The following is a 15053-nucleotide window of genomic DNA, read 5'->3' on the forward strand; positions in this document are numbered from 1 at the left end:
CTAGACCTCCGAGAAGGACGACTCCGCTGCGTTTAGCCCGGTGCTTCTCAACGCGAAGTCGAGTTCGACCGACATATGACGGATGTGCTCCTCGACGACGAGCGAACCGTGACCGGCGTCGAAACGGTACACCTCGTGCGGCTTCCCTAGCTCGGCAAGGCGTTCGATGTAGTTGTCGATCTGGCGGATGGGGCAGCGCGGGTCGTTCTCCCCGGCCAGGATCAGCACCGGCGCGGCCACGTCGTCGGCGTAGGTCAGCGGAGAGGAGCGCCGGTACAGCTCCGGGACCTCGTCGGGGGAGCCGCCGAACAGGGAACGGTCGAACGCCCGCAGCGCCTCCATCTCGTCGGCGTAGGCGGTGATGTAGTCGGCGATGGGGACGGCGGCGATCACGGCTCCCCACGAGTCGGGGTAGACACCGGCTCCCAGGAGCGCCAGGTAGCCGCCCCAGGAGCCGCCCTCGATCACGATGCGTTCGGGGTCGGTGAGCCCCGACTGCACCGCCCAGTCGCGCACCGTCTTCACATCCTCCAGCTCGGTCAACCCGACCCGTCCCTCCAAGGCGTCGCGCCAGGCGCTGCCGTAGCCGGTGGAGCCGCGGTAGTTGACGCGCACGGCAGCGAAACCGTGATCCACCCACGCGGCCACGTCGGGGGCGAAGGTGTCGAAGTCCTGGGCTTGCGGGCCGCCGTGGACGATGAACACGGTGGGGTGGGGAGCGGTGCCGGCCTCGGGTGTGGAGATGAGCGCGTGGATCTCCCCGCCGGGCCCGGGCACCATCGCGTCAGTGACCGGCACCGAGGCGGGCGCGGGAGTCCCGGGCGCCGACAGCACCACGGTTCCGGTGGTGTCGCGTACCACCGGCGGCTCGGCCGAGCTGGACCACACATACTCCACGGTGCCGTCGGGACGGGCACCCGCCGCCGAGACGAGGCCGCGCGCGACCTCCAGAGAGATCAGCTCGCCACTGGCCAAGTCGTAGCGGAACAGTTGGGAACGGGCGTGGTAGTCCTGCTCGATGAGCAGCGACGCACCGTCGGGGTACCAGTCGGCCAGCAGATCGCCGGGCAGATCGAGGTGGATCTCGTGCTCGGCGCCGGTGATGGCGTCGAGGATGAGGGGTTCGAGGCGGCCGTGGCGCTCGTGCAGCAGGAGCAGCCGGGAATCGTCGGGCGCGAAGCCCACGGGCGAGAGGTCCTTGTGCGGACCGTCCCACAGGTCGGCCACGGTCTCGACAGCGCCGGAGTCGGTGTCCATGCGCAGCACCCGCACGGCCATGTGCCGACTGTCACCGTGCTCGCTGTGGGCGATGGCGAACAGCGACTCGTCGGCGGAGAGGTCGGCGAGCCAGCCCTCCTGGCGATGGGAGTAGACGGTGCGGGGTTCGGCACCGGGCACGCTCAGCCGCACGTCGAAACCGTCGTCGGTGGAGCGGCCCACCAGCGCCACCCCTGAGGCGCCCAAGGCGAGCCCCGCGGCGTAGGAGGGCTCCAGCCCCGGCACGGCGAGGTCGTCGAGGCCGCCCATGAAGGGTTGGCGCCGCCACACCCCGAACTCGTCGCCGTCGGTGTCGTCGAACCACCACACCCACTCGCCGGTGGGGTCGAGGACCCCCACCATGGTGCCCTGCCGCCGTTTCGTCGCTTGGCGCTGCTCGCCGCTTTCCCGGTCCCAGGTGTAGATCTCCCACGTGCCGCTGGCGTTGCTGCGGAAGAGGCAGCGCTGTGGTGCGTTTCTGGCCCATGAGGGCAGGCTGATCTTCGCCGCCCGGAACCTGTCCTGCCAGTGTTCTCCCATGGCACCCAGTAAAGCAGCAGTATTCGGATCATCGGACCTGGCGTATCGGATAGGGGCGATCGGGCGTGACCGGCCATCCGGCACGGGGACCGATGTGAATGCCGTGGTCACCGACTCGGTGTCGTGGATGACCGTAACTCGCCGGCCGCTCGCCGCGGCCTCCCACACCCGGCACAATGACCCTTATGGTCGAGCCGTCCCCACTGTCGTTGCCGGAGTTGCGTGACCGCACCGAGCGCGGCGAAAGCTTCGCGTTCCTGTTCTTCTGGGGCCATCGACCGTTACGCGACGGCTCGATCGGGCCGGGCTGTCTGAGCCAGTGGTGGCCGGCGCCGTTCACGGTCGGCGGGGTCACCTACGCCACCGCGCAGCACTGGATGATGGCGCAGAAAGCGCGCTTGTTCGGCGACGACGTGACGGCGCGACATATCACCGCCGCCACCCATCCGGGCGAGGCCAAGGCGCTGGGCCGCAAGGTCCGCGGCTTTGACGAGCAGGTGTGGTGCGAGCACCGTTTTGACATCGTGGCGCGCGGCTCGGTCGAGAAGTTCGGCCAGCACCCCGAGTTGGCGGACTTCCTGCTCGGCACCCGCCGGCGTATCCTCGCCGAGGCCAACCCCCATGACCTGGTGTGGGGCATCGGCGTGACCGCCAAGGACGAACGCGCCACCGACCCCACCCGTTGGCCCGGCCTGAACCTGCTCGGTTTCGCCCTGATGCACGCCAGAGAGCAGCTATCGCCATGACGAAACGTGTCCATATAAGGCCATAGCGTGTCCGGTTCCGGCCATATCGCGGCTGGTACTGCTGTGGCGGGAGTTGCGCCGAGCCGCTTGCCCGGGCGTAAGGACGCCGCCGGTCGATCCTCGTAGGTGGCGATTCCCCCAGGCCCCGGACTTGCCGGCCGCATCCACCCCACCCCCGCCGTCCTGCCGAAGACGGCCACTTCCACAAGAACCCCCTCCGGGGCCCATGTTGCTGAGTGAGCGCGCCCGACAGAAACACCTGAGAAATGACTCCTCGGAGTTGTGTCCAAACAGTTTGTATTTTTTGTTGCTTCCCTCATTCACAGCTTCCGGTAATTGTGCGATCATCGCACATATGGAGATGGAGTTGAGTTGGGCGCTGATCGGCGAGCGCATCCGGGAGAGCAGGGCGGCTGCCGGGCTTTCCCAGCAGGACCTCGCTGACAAGGTCGGCCTGGAGCGCAGCATGATCTCCAAGCTGGAGAAGGGAGACCGCCGGATCGACGCGGTCGAACTCACCCGACTCGCTGGCGCGCTCGACTACCCCTTGACGCATTTCTTGCACCCTGCCCCCGAGGTCATCTCGCGTAGAGCGTCTATCGCTGACAGCACCGATGTCGGGGACAGTCCGGCCGCAAGTAGCGCCTACCGTACCGAGGCACTGCTCGCGGGGTGGTTGCGCGACGTACGTCAACTCATCCAGACCACCTTCCTCGTCCCCGCTCCGATGCTGCGTTACCCCCATGAGGTGGCTCACGTCGAACAGGCCAGAGAAGCCGCCCGATGGCTGCGCGGGCAGCTCGATCTTGGCGCCGAACCGATCGACTCCGTCGCCGATGTCTGCGAGCGGGCGGGTCAGTTCGTCGCGGTCATCCCTCTGCCCTCGGACGGCGCATCCTTGGTGGATGGTGACGTCGCGGTGGCCGTGGTCAACAAGGAGTTGGTACCGGGACGGCGACGCAGCACCGCCGCCCACGAGTTGGGACACCTGGTGTTGGGGGATGAGTTCTCCAGTGACCTCGGAGTGCATGCTTCACGCGAGGAGCGAGAGAGGGTGGTGGAAGTGTTCGCCGCCGAGTTCCTGCTGCCCTGTGAGCAAGCGCGAGAGGTCGCTGAAGAGGGCACCGAGAAGGAACGGCGCCATGCTTTGGTCCGGTTGTCGGCGACTTACCGGGTCTCATGGGGTCTCGCTCTCACTCAGTTCAGGGACAGCGGAGCGACCGGTGATGACGAGTTGCGTCGGCTGAAAGCCCGTATCCCCACCGAGGTCGAACTCAAGGACGCTCTGGGGTGGAAACCTCAGCCGGACCTCGAATCGGTACGGGTCTCACCCCGCTATGCCTCTGCGGTGATGGCGGCGATGCGAGCGCACGCCATTACCCCCACACGTGCCGTGGAGATGATGCGGGACCAGGTCTCGATCGAAGAACTCACCGAGGAAGCACTCTCCCCCTGAACGATTGTTGTTCGACGCATCTCCACTGCTGCACTCCGCCAAGGCGGACCGCCTCGATGTGCTGGGGGACTTGGTCAAGGGCTTCGCACCTGCGACGACCCGGGCCGTCCTCGACGAGATCCACCGTAATGACCCCCAGGCCTCGACAGCGGTTCTCAGAGCGGAATGGATCTCGGTGGTTGAGACTGACTCGTTGGAACTGCTCAACGCTGTGGTGAAGTGGAGCATGCGCATGGGGCTGACTGGTGACGGCCACAACATTGGGGAGACCACGCTGTGCGCCTACGCTGACGTCCACGGCGGAGTTTTGATCGTAGACGACCTGGATGCTCGTAATGTTGCTCAGAAGCACGGGCTGACCGTTCGAGGGACGGTTGGCCTGATCGCCGACGCTTGCCGACGACAGGACTGTACGGTCACGAACGCATCAGTACTCGCTGACGAGCTCAAGGACTCCGGCATGCGACTCCCCTTTGACAAAGGCGGATTCCAGCAGTGGGCCAGAGAAGAGAAGCTGCTCGACTAACGTGCCACTGATAGCTGCGTATCGTCGCCGGCGCCTTCGAGATCCGGGCTAAGGGACCCACCGTGCTCGTCCCGGGACGGCACCTCTATCGCTTCCGGCCTGAGTCGTTCTCTACTGCCGCATCTGTCCGCAGATAGGTGTGCCTCCACCCCTCCTTACCGAGTACGCCACGATGTGGGAGGGGTGATCCAGCCACGCGGAGTGTCCGTGGAGATGCACGGTGGGGCCGAACCGTGTGTGGTCCGCGGCCCCGGCCTCCCTCCACCATCGGTAGGCCGAGGCCGCTTCCTCGAACAGGTTCCGGGGACCGTGCTGCCGCCGCCGTCCTCACCGTCATTGGGGCGCTGGGCGAACCGGCTTGTCTTCATGACTGTCTTAGCGGGACAGGTCGCCGTGTCGACGGGCGGTGCGAGGAGGCTCAGCCCAGCAGCGGGAGCCGTCCCACGAGTTTGTCGACCTTGTTGCGCGGTCCGACGATGCTCACTCCGTGGTAGGTGATGTTTTCGCTGGCAGTGGTACTCAGCGTGTTCAGGTAGCCGCCGTAGACACGGCAGATCTGGGCCGTCTCGGGCATGTCCACCACGAACAGGCCACTCTTGGTTCGGCTCTTCTCGCGGATCTCGCGCACCTTCTCCACCTCGGCACCCAGAACCGTGCACCCCGACCACGGCAATCCGACGTGGTCGGTTCCCGAGGCGTCCGTCCCGCCGGGACCGACGAGAGCCGGGATCGCTTTGCCAACGGCGGCGGCCATACAGCCGGTGGTGTTGGCGATCAACCCGGACGGCAGGTCCCGGTTGACCACCATGACCCACTTGAACCCGAGTTCCCGCGTGGACAGGTCGATCTGGATCTCGTTGTCAGCGAGTTGGAAGGGGACCGGCGCGGTCCGTTGATCGGCCATGAGTAAGGCGTCCTCTCGTTTCGGCAGCCCTCGCCCATGGTTCGGCGCCCAGGTAAAGGCGCCGAACCATCGGCACGGATGCGTCGTTGATCTTCCCTGCGTGCGGAGAATCGCGTATAAGCTAAATGAAAATCCGTTCTTATGTAAGATCTGCCGAATTTTATTCGGGGCAAAGGGGATTTTCTTTATGATCGACGAACTTGACCGCGCGATTCTGCGGGAACTGCAAAAGGATGCTCGGCAGACCAACCGCGACCTCGCCGCTGCCGTGGGGGTGGCACCCTCGACCTCGTTGGAGCGGGTGCGGGCGCTGCGGGAGAGGGGCGTGGTGCGTGGCTACCGTGCCGATGTCGACCTCGACGCGATCGGTCGTCACGTGCAGGCGATGATCGCGGTACGCATCCGCCCGCCGTCTCGCCGCAACATCGAGAGCTTCCGCGAGTGGGTGTCGCGACTGTCGGAGACTGTGGGTGTGTTCGTCACCTCCGGCAGTCGGGATTTCCTCATCCACATCGCTGTGGCTGACACCGATGGTCTTTACGCCTTCGTCATCGACCGACTGACGCAGCGTCCCGAGGTGGCCGATGTGGAGACCAGCGTGGTCTACGAACACCGCCGGGCCGTCCCGGTGGACCCCATCCGTGAGCGCCGCTCCGAGGGGCGGGAGCCCAACCAGGGTCGGACGGGCTAGGGAAACGGAGGGCGCTGGCGCTTCCCTGACTGTCCGTCGACGCGGAGCGGGCGGGCGCGAAAGCACCATGTCGCCATGTCGACATTTCCCCCTCAGCGGTGTTGTCGCCGCCCACGGCTGTCAGGGAAGTGGCCAATCGCCCAACTTTGGGTTTCATGTGGAACCTTCCCTCGCCGTTCACCTGCCATGACTCGTCCCCCAGCCTCAGCCGTCCCACCCCGTCGAGTCGGTTGGCCCACAAGGCCGGTAGAATTATTCGAGGATGAGCAACGAAGGGCCTTCACCCGTAACGGGTGAAGGCCCTTCGCTCGTGTGTACCCCATGACCGAGTAGGTAGGATCTTCCTTGGTACTCAGGTAGAGGGCCTTCCGCGTCAGTAGGGGCGGAAGGCCCTCGTCGTATCCGAGTACTAAACCTGGTCGTGGTGGACTGCCGTGATGAATGCCCACCACTCTTGGGCATTGAAGCTCAGGTGTACAAGTTCCGGGTTCTGTGAGTCACGGACGTCGGTCTCCCCGGCCCTGCTTGCTACTTCGATGCAGTTGTTCGAGTTCGGGGCACTGTAGCTGGACTTACGCCAAACGGCATCGTGTAGGTCCATGGGAAGCCTCTTCAGTCTCCGCTCAAGTGAGGTGGCTCGGTCCCAGAGGCCAGTGCTTGGAGAAACGCCACCGAGCGCTCCGTCGAGCCTGCAGCCGCTTGAACCTTGTCGAATATCAGCGTATATCGACTGGTTTGATCGCTGCTCTCCAGGTAAAAACCGTCTTGTTCCGCTTCGATGTAGACCACCTGATCCAAACCTGAGAAGTCCAGGATGAGGAACTGCCCCGCCACTCCCGCATGGGCGCCTTCCTCGAAGCGCAGGATCTGGATGTCGATGTTCGGACGGCAACTCATCTCGATCAGATGCTGGAGTTGGCCCCGCATGACTTCCGGGCTACCGACCTGGCGGCGAATCGCTCCTTCGTCGATGATCGCCCATAGCCGGGGAGGGCTCTGCTTTCGCGTCAGGATCTTCTGGCGAGCGATCCGGGCATCGATCCGCCGCTGGATCTCCTCATCGGTGGCGCCTGCCGCACGATCGAGGATGGCGCGCATGTACTCCGGTGTTTGCAGCAGTCCAGGGATGAGGGTTATCTCGAAGTCGCGGATCACCGTCGCTTCGGCCTCGAACTCGATGTAAGGACCAGGGAGGATGTCGGAGTAGCGGTGCCACCAGCCGCGCTTTCCTGACTGCCGGGCCAACTCCGCGAGCGCATCAGTCTCCGCGTCGGCCACCTTGTAGAGCCGACATAGCGCGATGATGTCGGCAGCCCGAATCTTCTGATTCCTCCCATACTCAATCCGGTGGATTTTCGACCGGTTCCACCCCATTGCTTTCGCCGCGTCCTCTTGGGATAGGTCTGCCGCTTGGCGGAGCTTCCTCATCTTCAGCATGAGATGCCGGCGACGCACCGGAGGCCCCTCACCTTCTGTGGACACAGTCTTCTCCTCCATCTGGGGCCGGGACGTGATCATAGCTGTTGCGAACTGTTCATATCAGGACATTAAACCCGATTAAAAATCGCACCGTTGCATTTTTGCGCTGCTGCGGTAATCATGGAGGCATCCTGAGTACCCGAGCCGGACTTAGCATCCGGCCTGACCCGAGAGGGGTCCCATGGTTGTGTTGTGTTTTACCTCGTTGCTCTATGCGTTTGCGTGGATACATGGTGCCGCTTCTGGTGGCTCCGGTGATGGGCGGTGTGCGTCGGGGCGTCGGGCGCGGGTGTGCCCTTACGTGATGGGGGCGGGCCGCATCCCCGACTATGCGCGGTTCGCTGAGCTGGCCGAGAACCACACCGATTGCTGGCAGGTCGGCTACGACTACGACTCCACGCTGCCCTACCGGGCGTGTGACCACCGTGGCCTCGCCGCTGTGGAGTCCGAGCCCCACACAGGCGGTCGTACCGACACCGAGGAGGATCGGTCATGATCCAGCAACAGACTGAAGCCCATCGGGCTAACCAGCCCCAGCCCCAGCCCCGGTCTCGGTCGTGCCGGGCGTGTGGGCACCCGCCGTGCCGGGCGGCGCGGGCGCGCCGGGCGCCGCGCAGGTGGGGCCGCTCGCTGGAGTTCGCCACCGAACACGCCCACGCGGCGTCGCTCCAGCGCCGGTTTCCCGGCGCGATCGTGTGGTGGGGCGAGGCGGGCCAGACCTACCGGGCGTTGCTGCCCGACCATGGCCTGATCGAGTCGGCCGAGGCCGACAACCTGTCCACGCTGCTGCGATGCCGCATGGCCCGCCCCCAGCCCCGTGGCCAGACTCGTGGCCGAACCCGGGTGACGCCGCGCTCCCAGTCCCCGAACTGGTGTCTGACCGGAACCCAAACCCCGCGCCCGCACCACACCTATGGCGCCACCTCCGGCACCTGGCAGCCCACCCCCTAATCACCCCGCTATGACTCACCACCAAGGAAACGCCGTGCGCGGAGGCCCGCCCCCCTCGCGCCCGCGCGCGGCGATTTCGTGGCTCCCGTGGGAGGTTGGCACTACTGAGGGAAAGCGTGGGGGCGGTCGACTAGTCCTGGTCGGTCAGAAGGACGCGCTCCAAGCGCGGCCACAGCCGTGCAGACAGTCCAGGCCGACCAAATCGTCCCGCTGCTCGACGGTGAGGGCGGCGTGAAGTGTCACCGGTTTTCCCGTGGAAAAAATGTGCCTCGTCCCAACCCGAAAACCCGTTCCGGGATTTTCAGACCCTGTTTTGCTCACCATCGCATTACCATTGGCCTGGCCGCTATAACAACCTCTGTCGCGGTCTCTGCTACCACTGATTGAGAGAGGAAGGTGCACACTTCAGAGGTCGACATATCACGCATTCTGCTAACGGCATTGCTAACCCACAAGCTCTAAGTCGAAATTTCTGAATACAGAGGTTCGACAGCTGTAGGGGCGCCTTCGGCGGGCCGCTGAATCCTGGCAGGTGACATCGATGAAGAACCGCCCCGCTGAATGCGACTGGGGCCTCGCGACGATCACCAATACCTCCCGAATCGGTCAGTACATCGTTTCCTGTTGGAAGGCTATGTGGTTCGTGGTTTCCGTACATGTCTAGGCCGAACTCTCAGATGAAGCCTTCTCCTGCGACTCGTGGCGTACCACTTGCGCGGCCAGAATGCCCTTGACTCTACCGCCGCGGGGTCCGTGTCGCGCCCCCAACTCATACGCACGTGAACCCCAGCGGAGGGCAAGTTGGACCTTTTCCCGCACCCCCGCGACGTGTGCTCCTGGACCCTGTGTCCCATACGAGCCCGTGTCGCGGACCGGCGTTCGACCAGCCCACGTTGGCTTTATCCACCGCATGCAGAGACGCGGGTGCATTTATCGACTGCTCAACCTCCGACTTCCTAGATGGCCTGTTCGGCGGCCGAGAAGGATTACCGGGTACCTACTGCGCGCCTGAGACCTCCTGTGCGAAAGGGATCGATACACCTTGCTCCAGGACACCGTCACCGTTCACGGTGGTTACGCTCTGACCAGCCCTGCGACCGTCACTCCGACCCCGAGCAAGAACGCCGGACTGCCGCTGCTGGCCGCCGCGCCTTGCGTCGGCGTACCGGTGTTGGTGCATTCCGTGCCCAGCTCCACCGATATCCGCACTCTTGTGGAACTCATGCAAACAGCGGGCCTTTCGGTCGCGATAGAAGGGCGTTCCCTTGTCAGTTCGCCCGAGCATGCCCGTGGCATGGTCGGTGATCTGTCCTCGGCCGTACGCATTCGTGCCTCCTACTACTTGGTGCCGGCTCTCCTGGGCGCCTACGGTCGGGCTGATCTTCCCTGGCCGGGCGGTTGCGATATCGGCCAGCGCGCTATGGATTTGCATTTCTGGGTGTATGCGGCATTCGGCGACTCCAGCACCACCGGTATCGGCGGCTATACGGTAGAGGCGGGCTCCGCGGTTGGAACCGTCCGTATCGAGTTGCCGTTCCGTTCCCGCGGCGCGACGGTCGCCGCAGCCCTGCGCGCGGTGGTCGCTCGCCGCAGGCTGGTACTGGTCTGGCCCAATCGCTCACCAGAAGTGGAAACACTTGTCAACGCTCTGAACCTGGCCGGTTATCCGGCCGTGTTTGACGACGACACCCTGTACCTTGAGGGCGATGCGGCGCCTACCGCAGCGCAGTGGCGGGTACCCGGCGACAAGATCGAAATCGGCACTCTGCTGTGCGCGGCAGCCGCCACTGGTGGTCGCGTCCGTATCGGCGCCGTGGAGCCCGCGCACCTCGGCTCGTTCGTGCCGGCCCTGCACACGCTGGGATTCGACGCAGTCACCGGTATCGGCACTGTCGAACTCGACGCCTCCCGTACGGGCCTCTCCGCTGACCTGGTGGCCGTCGCCGATCTGGAACCCGGCGGATTGGATGCCGACTTCGAGCCGCTATTAATGGTGCTCGCCCTGGGCAGAGCAGGGCACCACCTCTTCGGCGACGCCATCAATCCGGGCCGCCATGGTCATCTGCTTCCCCAACTGGCTCGCTTCGGCGCCCACATCACAACCGAGTCCGCGGTGCGGTGCCGTCTGCGCGGCCCGCAGGCTTTGCGACCGGCCCAAGCCCGCGCCACTGACATCCGTACCGGTGTCGCGGTTCTCCTGGCCGCTCTAGTCGCCCCCGGTGAATCCCGCATCGAGGGTCTGGCCCAGGTTGCACGCGGCCACGAGGACCTACTGGGCGTCCTGTCGAGCTTGGGCGCTTACATACAGCATGAGGTGCCAGCGTGAGCCCGCCCGCACCACCCATGCTGAGCGGGATCGTCGCCACCACCGACGTCCACTCTCACCTGGAACGTGCCGCTGGCCTACTGAGTCTGCTGGAGTCCGAACGCGGCCGCAGCCTGCGCGTGGACTGCGGCGACTTCTTCGAGGGCACCGGCTATTACCGCATGGGCGGCGGTGGGCTGGAGCGGCGTCTCCTCGCCAACTTCTACGACGCCGTGGTCGTGGGCAACCATGGCTACGCCCACCATTACCGCGACCCCGCCGTGGCGGCGGTGACAGTATGCGCCAACGTTGTCGACACTGCCGGGCAGCCGGTCTGGCAACCAGTGCGGACAGCCATGATTTCGGGGCGTAACGTCGCCATTACCGGCATTATCTCGCCCCAGGCTCTAGCCTGCGTCCCTTCCCATGAGCGTTACGGCCACAGCGCCATAGCCCCCGCCTCGGCGCTGCGATCCCTGATGGGCACCTGCGACGCGCAGGCATGGGTTGTCCTGTCTCATAGTGGCTTCGAATTCGACCTCGCCCTCGCCCGCGCTTTGCCCGGCTTGGATGTCGTATTCGCAGGGCACTGCCATAGCCCGCATAGCGGGCCCCGCAGAGCCGGAACCGCGGTGGTGGTCAAAGGCGCCGAACTCGCCGAGGGCTATGCCCACGCCGTCCCCCGCGGTGCAACCTGGCGGGCTACCACCCACGCCATGCCGGCGGCCGACTCGGTGGCGCCCACGCCCTCGGCACGTGCAGTGCTATCCGAGACGGAGGCGATGCGCTCCAGGGCCTCCATTCTGGGGGCGCTGGACGATCCCTATCAGGACACGATCGTCGACCCACCCGCGCTCGCGGCGGCTGTCGCAAGCGCTACCCACCACGCAACCGGCCAGCCGGTGTTGCTCAACGCCACCGCCTTGCGCCCAGTACGGCTGGGCACGGAGCTGACCGACTGGAACCTGCTAGAGATCGACCCCTTCGCCAACATTTTCGTCAAGGCCGAACTCGAATCGCCTCTGACCCGTTACGACTGGCGTGCTTTGACCGCAGCGGTGGGGCCGGTAGCCCACCACCCTGGCAAGCCGAGCGGACAAAACATAGTAACTACCGCCTATCTCGCGCAGACACACCTGGGCGCCCGCAGGCTGGCGCCGACCGGGCTAGAACTGGGCGAACTGCTCACCGATGTGCTCACCACCCGGAGAGGCCGCTGGTGATCTTGACCGGAGCCGAGATCAATGAAGCCCGCGCCGACGGACGTATCCGCATCGACCCCTATAGCCCCCGCCAGGTAAACCCCAACAGCTACAACGTTCGGCTGGGGGCGGCGCTCCACGTCTACACCGAACCAGTCCTCGACGCTCGCAGCCCTAATCCCACACGCGAGATGGCCATTCCCGCTGGTGGGCTTGTGTTACAGCCCGGAGAGCTTTATCTGGGCCACACCATCGAGGCAGTCGGCTCGGACCACTATGTGCCCCTACTGGAAGGGCGCTCTAGTGTGGGCCGCCTGGGGCTGTGGGTGCAGATCACCGCCCCCGTAGGAGACATCGGCTTTTTCGGGCAGTGGACACTGCAACTCACCCCGGTGCAACCGCTGCGTGTCTATGCCGGCATGCAGATTGGCCAAATCATGTTCGAGGTCTCCCGTGGTCACATCGACCTGTACACCGGGAAGTACCAGGGGGCTCAAGGCCCTCGGGCCTCAGAACTATGGCGTGGGGCGGTGGCCCCGTGATTCTCACTCGGGCCGCAATCGGCGCAGCCGTGGCCGCAGGCGAAATACTCATCGACCCCTTCGACCCCGAGCGTCTCTCCCCTTGTTTCTTTACTGTAAAACCGGGGTGTGCGGATGGCGTACATGTACTGGGTCTCCCCGGATTCCGAGCAGGCGGCCCAGGTGGGCCGCACGTTCGGGTGTGTGCGGCTGGTGTGGAATAAGACCCTGGTCGAGCGCTGCGAGGCCTACCACCAGGGCGGCGAACAGACCTCCTATGCCCAGACCGATGCGGCGTTGACCCGGTGGAAGAAGACCACCGAGTGGGGGCGTCCGAGATATCGGCGGTGCCGCTGCAGCAGACCCTTAGGCACCAGCACACGGCTTTCCAGCACTTCTTCGCCGGACATGCCCGCTACCCTCGCTTCAAGAGCAGGAACGGGCGTCAGGCCGCCCACGACACCCGTCGTGCGTTCCGTATCCGCGGCGGTGAACTGTTTCTGGCCAAACAGAAGGCACCCCCGCGCCTGGCGTGGTCGTGGCCCGAGGTCGACCTGGCGAACCTGAACCCGCCCACGGTGGTCGTCGCCTGCGAACCCGACGGCCGCTTCTACGTGACCTTCGCCGTCGACACCGAGGTCCCCGCCTCTGTGCCAGCGACGGGCACCACGGTCGGCATCGACCTGGGCGTGAAGAATCTCGCGACGCTGTCCACGGGGGAGACGATCGCCCACCCGCGCCATGTGGAGCGCAAAGCCCGGCACCTCAAGCGGTACCAGCGGATGGTGGCGCGCAGGCAGCCCGGGTCGAACAACCGCCGCACGGCGAAGAAGAAGGTCGCTGCCGTCCACCGCAAAATCCGCCACGCCCGGACCGACTTCCTGCATAAGACCACGACGCGGCTGGTGCGCGCGCACGACACCATCGCGATCGAGGACCTCAACGTGGGAGCATGACCGCCTCGGCGCGCGGCACCGCCGAAAAGCCGGGGCGCAACGTCGTGCAGAAGCGCGGCCCGACCGGGTGGGTCGGTTCGACGCCGGCTGTCCGCATTCGGCGGGTAGCGCCCGGTCAACGGCTCCTCTCGCGATCCCGCGGGTTGACGGGGAGGAGAGAGGAGCCGTTGGGTTCGTGGGCTTCGACCTCGCCTGGAGGTGCGTTGCGGAAGCTACCGGGTGAAAGCGTTACGCAGCGCGGTGACGAACTCCCGGCGTAGCCGTTCCCCCAGTTCGATGCCCTCGAAGCCGAAGTAGCCGTGGAAAGCGCCGGGGTGGATGTGGAGTTCGGCGGGCACGCCGGCTCGGAGCAGCCGCTGGGCGTAGGTGATGTTCTCGTCAAGGAAGAGATCGAGGGAGCCGACACCGATGAAGGTGGGCGGGAGTCCGGCGAGGTCGTCGGCGCGCGCGGCGGCGGCGTAGGGGCTCACGCCGTCGCGGCCGGGCTCGTGGCCCAGCAGCGAGGCCCACCCGAAGGCGTTGTCCCGGTTGGTCCACACGAACTCCCCGACATAGGGGTTGAGGTCGGGGTTAGTGCAGGTGCGGTCGTCGATCATGGGGTAGATCAGCATCTGGGCGCGCATCGGCACCTTCGCGCGGTCGCGCGCGAGCAGGGCCAGAGCGGCGGCCAGCCCGCCGCCGGCGCTCTCGCCGCCGATGACGATACGGTCGGCGTCGATACCGAGATCGCCGGCCTTCTGGTGGGTCCACTCCAGGGCGGCGTAGCAGTCCTCAACCGGGCCGGGGTGGGGGGTCTCGGGGGCCAGCCGGTAGTCGACCGAGACTGTGACGCAGCCGAGTTCTTCCGCGAGGGCTTCCAGGAGCGGCTGGTTCTGGTCAGCCGAGCCCAGCACGTAGCCGCCGCCGTGAATCCACACCAGCGCGGGCAGCGCCTCCTGTGACGCCTGAGTTGGGCGCGTCACCAGCACTCGTACCTCCGGAGCGCCCGCAGGTCCGGGGAGCTGGTGCTCGGCGGTGGTCACGTTGCCGCTTTCGTGGGGCGGGGCCAACTGTAGCTGTGCCATCTCCTCGCGCACCTGCGGCAGGGTCTGCGCCGACAGGTTCAAGACGGGAAACGCGTCAAGCATGGCCGTGAGTTGCGGGTCCACGAGATGTCTGGTGTTCAAGGGCGTGCCTTCTGAAGGGGGTGCATGCCGCCCGTGGGGAGGGGCGGCTGGTGACACAGGCAGACATGAGGACGAGGGGCCCGCCGCGGTCGCCCGGGGCGTGCGGTGAATCGCGGGCGTTCCCTGGTCGATCCGGGCGTGTCGGGGCCGTGCCTGGGCAGCCTCCTCGTCCCGGTTCGCGCCGCATGCGCCCGTTGACGCGGGGAGACGGCGCCTCTGTTGTCGAGTGGGTCGTTCGCAGTGGTGTCGCGTGGCTCACTCCGGCCACAGCGCCCACCGTACTCTCAACCGAGCCGCCCGCCGCCGCGCGGGGCACGCGCTTGGTGGCGCGTTGGGTGCATCCCGTCCACAGC

General features: G+C 65.8%; 15 protein-coding genes and 1 pseudogene. 11 read left to right on the forward strand and 5 right to left on the reverse strand.

The genetic code is table 11. The features are described from left to right. Entirely contained in the window at positions 1-1797 is a 1797-nt protein-coding gene (locus ABD848_RS14965; protein ID WP_344972232.1) for a S9 family peptidase, read from the reverse strand. 185 nt (positions 1798-1982) lie between these two features. Here ABD848_RS14965 and ABD848_RS14970 point away from each other — a divergent pair, with 185 nt between their 5' ends. The 3 genes from ABD848_RS14970 to ABD848_RS14980 all read left to right on the forward strand — a co-directional run bounded on the left by ABD848_RS14970 (position 1983) and on the right by ABD848_RS14980 (position 4525). Beyond that, complete coding sequence (locus ABD848_RS14970; RefSeq protein WP_344972234.1) at positions 1983-2543, forward strand: NADAR family protein; 561 nt, start codon at positions 1983-1985, stop codon at positions 2541-2543. 355 nt (positions 2544-2898) lie between these two features. Then, the gene (locus tag ABD848_RS14975; protein ID WP_344972236.1) at positions 2899-3999 is read left to right on the forward strand and encodes a helix-turn-helix domain-containing protein; all 1101 of its coding nucleotides are present in this window, start codon (positions 2899-2901) and stop codon (positions 3997-3999) included. 7 nt (positions 4000-4006) lie between these two features. Then, the gene (locus ABD848_RS14980; protein WP_344972238.1) at positions 4007-4525 is read left to right on the forward strand and encodes a hypothetical protein; all 519 of its coding nucleotides are present in this window, start codon (positions 4007-4009) and stop codon (positions 4523-4525) included. A gap of 418 nt (positions 4526-4943) precedes the next feature. On the opposite strand, the gene ABD848_RS14985 is transcribed toward ABD848_RS14980, so the two are convergent. Continuing rightward, the gene (locus tag ABD848_RS14985) at positions 4944-5429 is read right to left on the reverse strand and encodes a DUF2000 domain-containing protein (protein ID WP_344972240.1); all 486 of its coding nucleotides are present in this window, start codon (positions 5427-5429) and stop codon (positions 4944-4946) included. 187 nt (positions 5430-5616) lie between these two features. On the opposite strand from ABD848_RS14985, the gene ABD848_RS14990 reads away from it, so the two are divergent. Further along, entirely contained in the window at positions 5617-6120 is a 504-nt protein-coding gene (locus ABD848_RS14990) for an Lrp/AsnC family transcriptional regulator (protein ID WP_344972242.1), read from the forward strand. Between the two features lie 409 nt (positions 6121-6529). Here ABD848_RS14990 and ABD848_RS14995 read toward each other — a convergent pair whose 3' ends face one another. Together ABD848_RS14995 and ABD848_RS15000 are read right to left on the reverse strand one after the other, a co-directional pair. Continuing rightward, positions 6530-6721, reverse strand: a complete 192-nt coding sequence (locus tag ABD848_RS14995) for a DUF397 domain-containing protein (protein ID WP_344972244.1) — start codon at positions 6719-6721, stop codon at positions 6530-6532. Between the two features lie 11 nt (positions 6722-6732). Then, on the reverse strand, positions 6733-7602 hold the full coding sequence (locus ABD848_RS15000) for a helix-turn-helix domain-containing protein (RefSeq protein WP_344972246.1): 870 nt from the start codon (positions 7600-7602) through the stop codon (positions 6733-6735). Positions 7603-7903: 301 nt separating this feature from the next. Between ABD848_RS15000 and ABD848_RS15005 the strand changes: the two genes are divergently transcribed. The 7 genes and pseudogenes from ABD848_RS15005 (at position 7904) to ABD848_RS15035 (ending at position 13534) form a co-directional block, all read left to right on the forward strand. Next, positions 7904-8095, forward strand: a complete 192-nt coding sequence (locus tag ABD848_RS15005; protein WP_344972248.1) for a hypothetical protein — start codon at positions 7904-7906, stop codon at positions 8093-8095. Continuing rightward, on the forward strand, positions 8092-8550 hold the full coding sequence (locus ABD848_RS15010; protein ID WP_344972250.1) for a hypothetical protein: 459 nt from the start codon (positions 8092-8094) through the stop codon (positions 8548-8550). Before ABD848_RS15005 ends, ABD848_RS15010 begins: the two co-directional genes overlap by 4 nt. A gap of 1042 nt (positions 8551-9592) precedes the next feature. Next, positions 9593-10876, forward strand: coding sequence for a hypothetical protein (locus ABD848_RS15015; protein ID WP_344972252.1), 1284 nt, complete (start codon positions 9593-9595; stop codon positions 10874-10876). Beyond that, positions 10873-12078: a bifunctional UDP-sugar hydrolase/5'-nucleotidase gene (locus tag ABD848_RS15020; protein ID WP_344972254.1), complete on the forward strand. Its 1206-nt coding sequence runs from the start codon at positions 10873-10875 to the stop codon at positions 12076-12078. Before ABD848_RS15015 ends, ABD848_RS15020 begins: the two co-directional genes overlap by 4 nt. After that, positions 12075-12599: a dCTP deaminase gene (dcd, locus tag ABD848_RS15025; RefSeq protein WP_344972256.1), complete on the forward strand. Its 525-nt coding sequence runs from the start codon at positions 12075-12077 to the stop codon at positions 12597-12599. The genes ABD848_RS15020 and dcd overlap by 4 nt, the downstream gene beginning before the upstream one ends. A 123-nt stretch (positions 12600-12722) precedes the next feature. Further along, positions 12723-12782 (forward strand): annotated as a pseudogene (locus ABD848_RS15030) (hypothetical protein); the annotation flags it as partial. A 143-nt stretch (positions 12783-12925) separates the two neighbouring features. Then, on the forward strand, positions 12926-13534 hold the full coding sequence (locus ABD848_RS15035) for an RNA-guided endonuclease InsQ/TnpB family protein (RefSeq protein ID WP_344972258.1): 609 nt from the start codon (positions 12926-12928) through the stop codon (positions 13532-13534). A 212-nt stretch (positions 13535-13746) separates the two neighbouring features. Here the strand turns inward: ABD848_RS15035 and ABD848_RS15040 are convergent, their stop codons facing one another. Beyond that, a complete protein-coding gene (locus tag ABD848_RS15040; protein ID WP_344972260.1) occupies positions 13747-14700 on the reverse strand; it encodes an alpha/beta hydrolase in 954 nt (317 codons plus the stop codon). Positions 14701-15053: the final 353 nt, after the last annotated feature.

Origin of the sequence: Salinactinospora qingdaonensis (assembly GCF_039539445.1) — a bacterium.
Classification (GTDB): domain Bacteria; phylum Actinomycetota; class Actinomycetes; order Streptosporangiales; family Streptosporangiaceae; genus Salinactinospora; species Salinactinospora qingdaonensis.

What these genes read in the sequence shown, in the direction of transcription:
- ABD848_RS14965 (WP_344972232.1), bottom strand. Translation starts at nt 1,797, where the DNA reads ATGGGAGAACACTGGCAGGACAGGTTCCGGGCGGCGAAGATCAGCCTG.
- ABD848_RS14970 (WP_344972234.1), top strand. Translation starts at nt 1,983, where the DNA reads ATGGTCGAGCCGTCCCCACTGTCGTTGCCGGAGTTGCGTGACCGCACC.
- ABD848_RS14975 (WP_344972236.1), top strand. Translation starts at nt 2,899, where the DNA reads ATGGAGATGGAGTTGAGTTGGGCGCTGATCGGCGAGCGCATCCGGGAG.
- ABD848_RS14985 (WP_344972240.1), bottom strand. Translation starts at nt 5,429, where the DNA reads ATGGCCGATCAACGGACCGCGCCGGTCCCCTTCCAACTCGCTGACAAC.
- ABD848_RS14990 (WP_344972242.1), top strand. Translation starts at nt 5,617, where the DNA reads ATGATCGACGAACTTGACCGCGCGATTCTGCGGGAACTGCAAAAGGAT.
- ABD848_RS14995 (WP_344972244.1), bottom strand. Translation starts at nt 6,721, where the DNA reads ATGGACCTACACGATGCCGTTTGGCGTAAGTCCAGCTACAGTGCCCCG.
- ABD848_RS15005 (WP_344972248.1), top strand. Translation starts at nt 7,904, where the DNA reads ATGGGGGCGGGCCGCATCCCCGACTATGCGCGGTTCGCTGAGCTGGCC.
- ABD848_RS15010 (WP_344972250.1), top strand. Translation starts at nt 8,092, where the DNA reads ATGATCCAGCAACAGACTGAAGCCCATCGGGCTAACCAGCCCCAGCCC.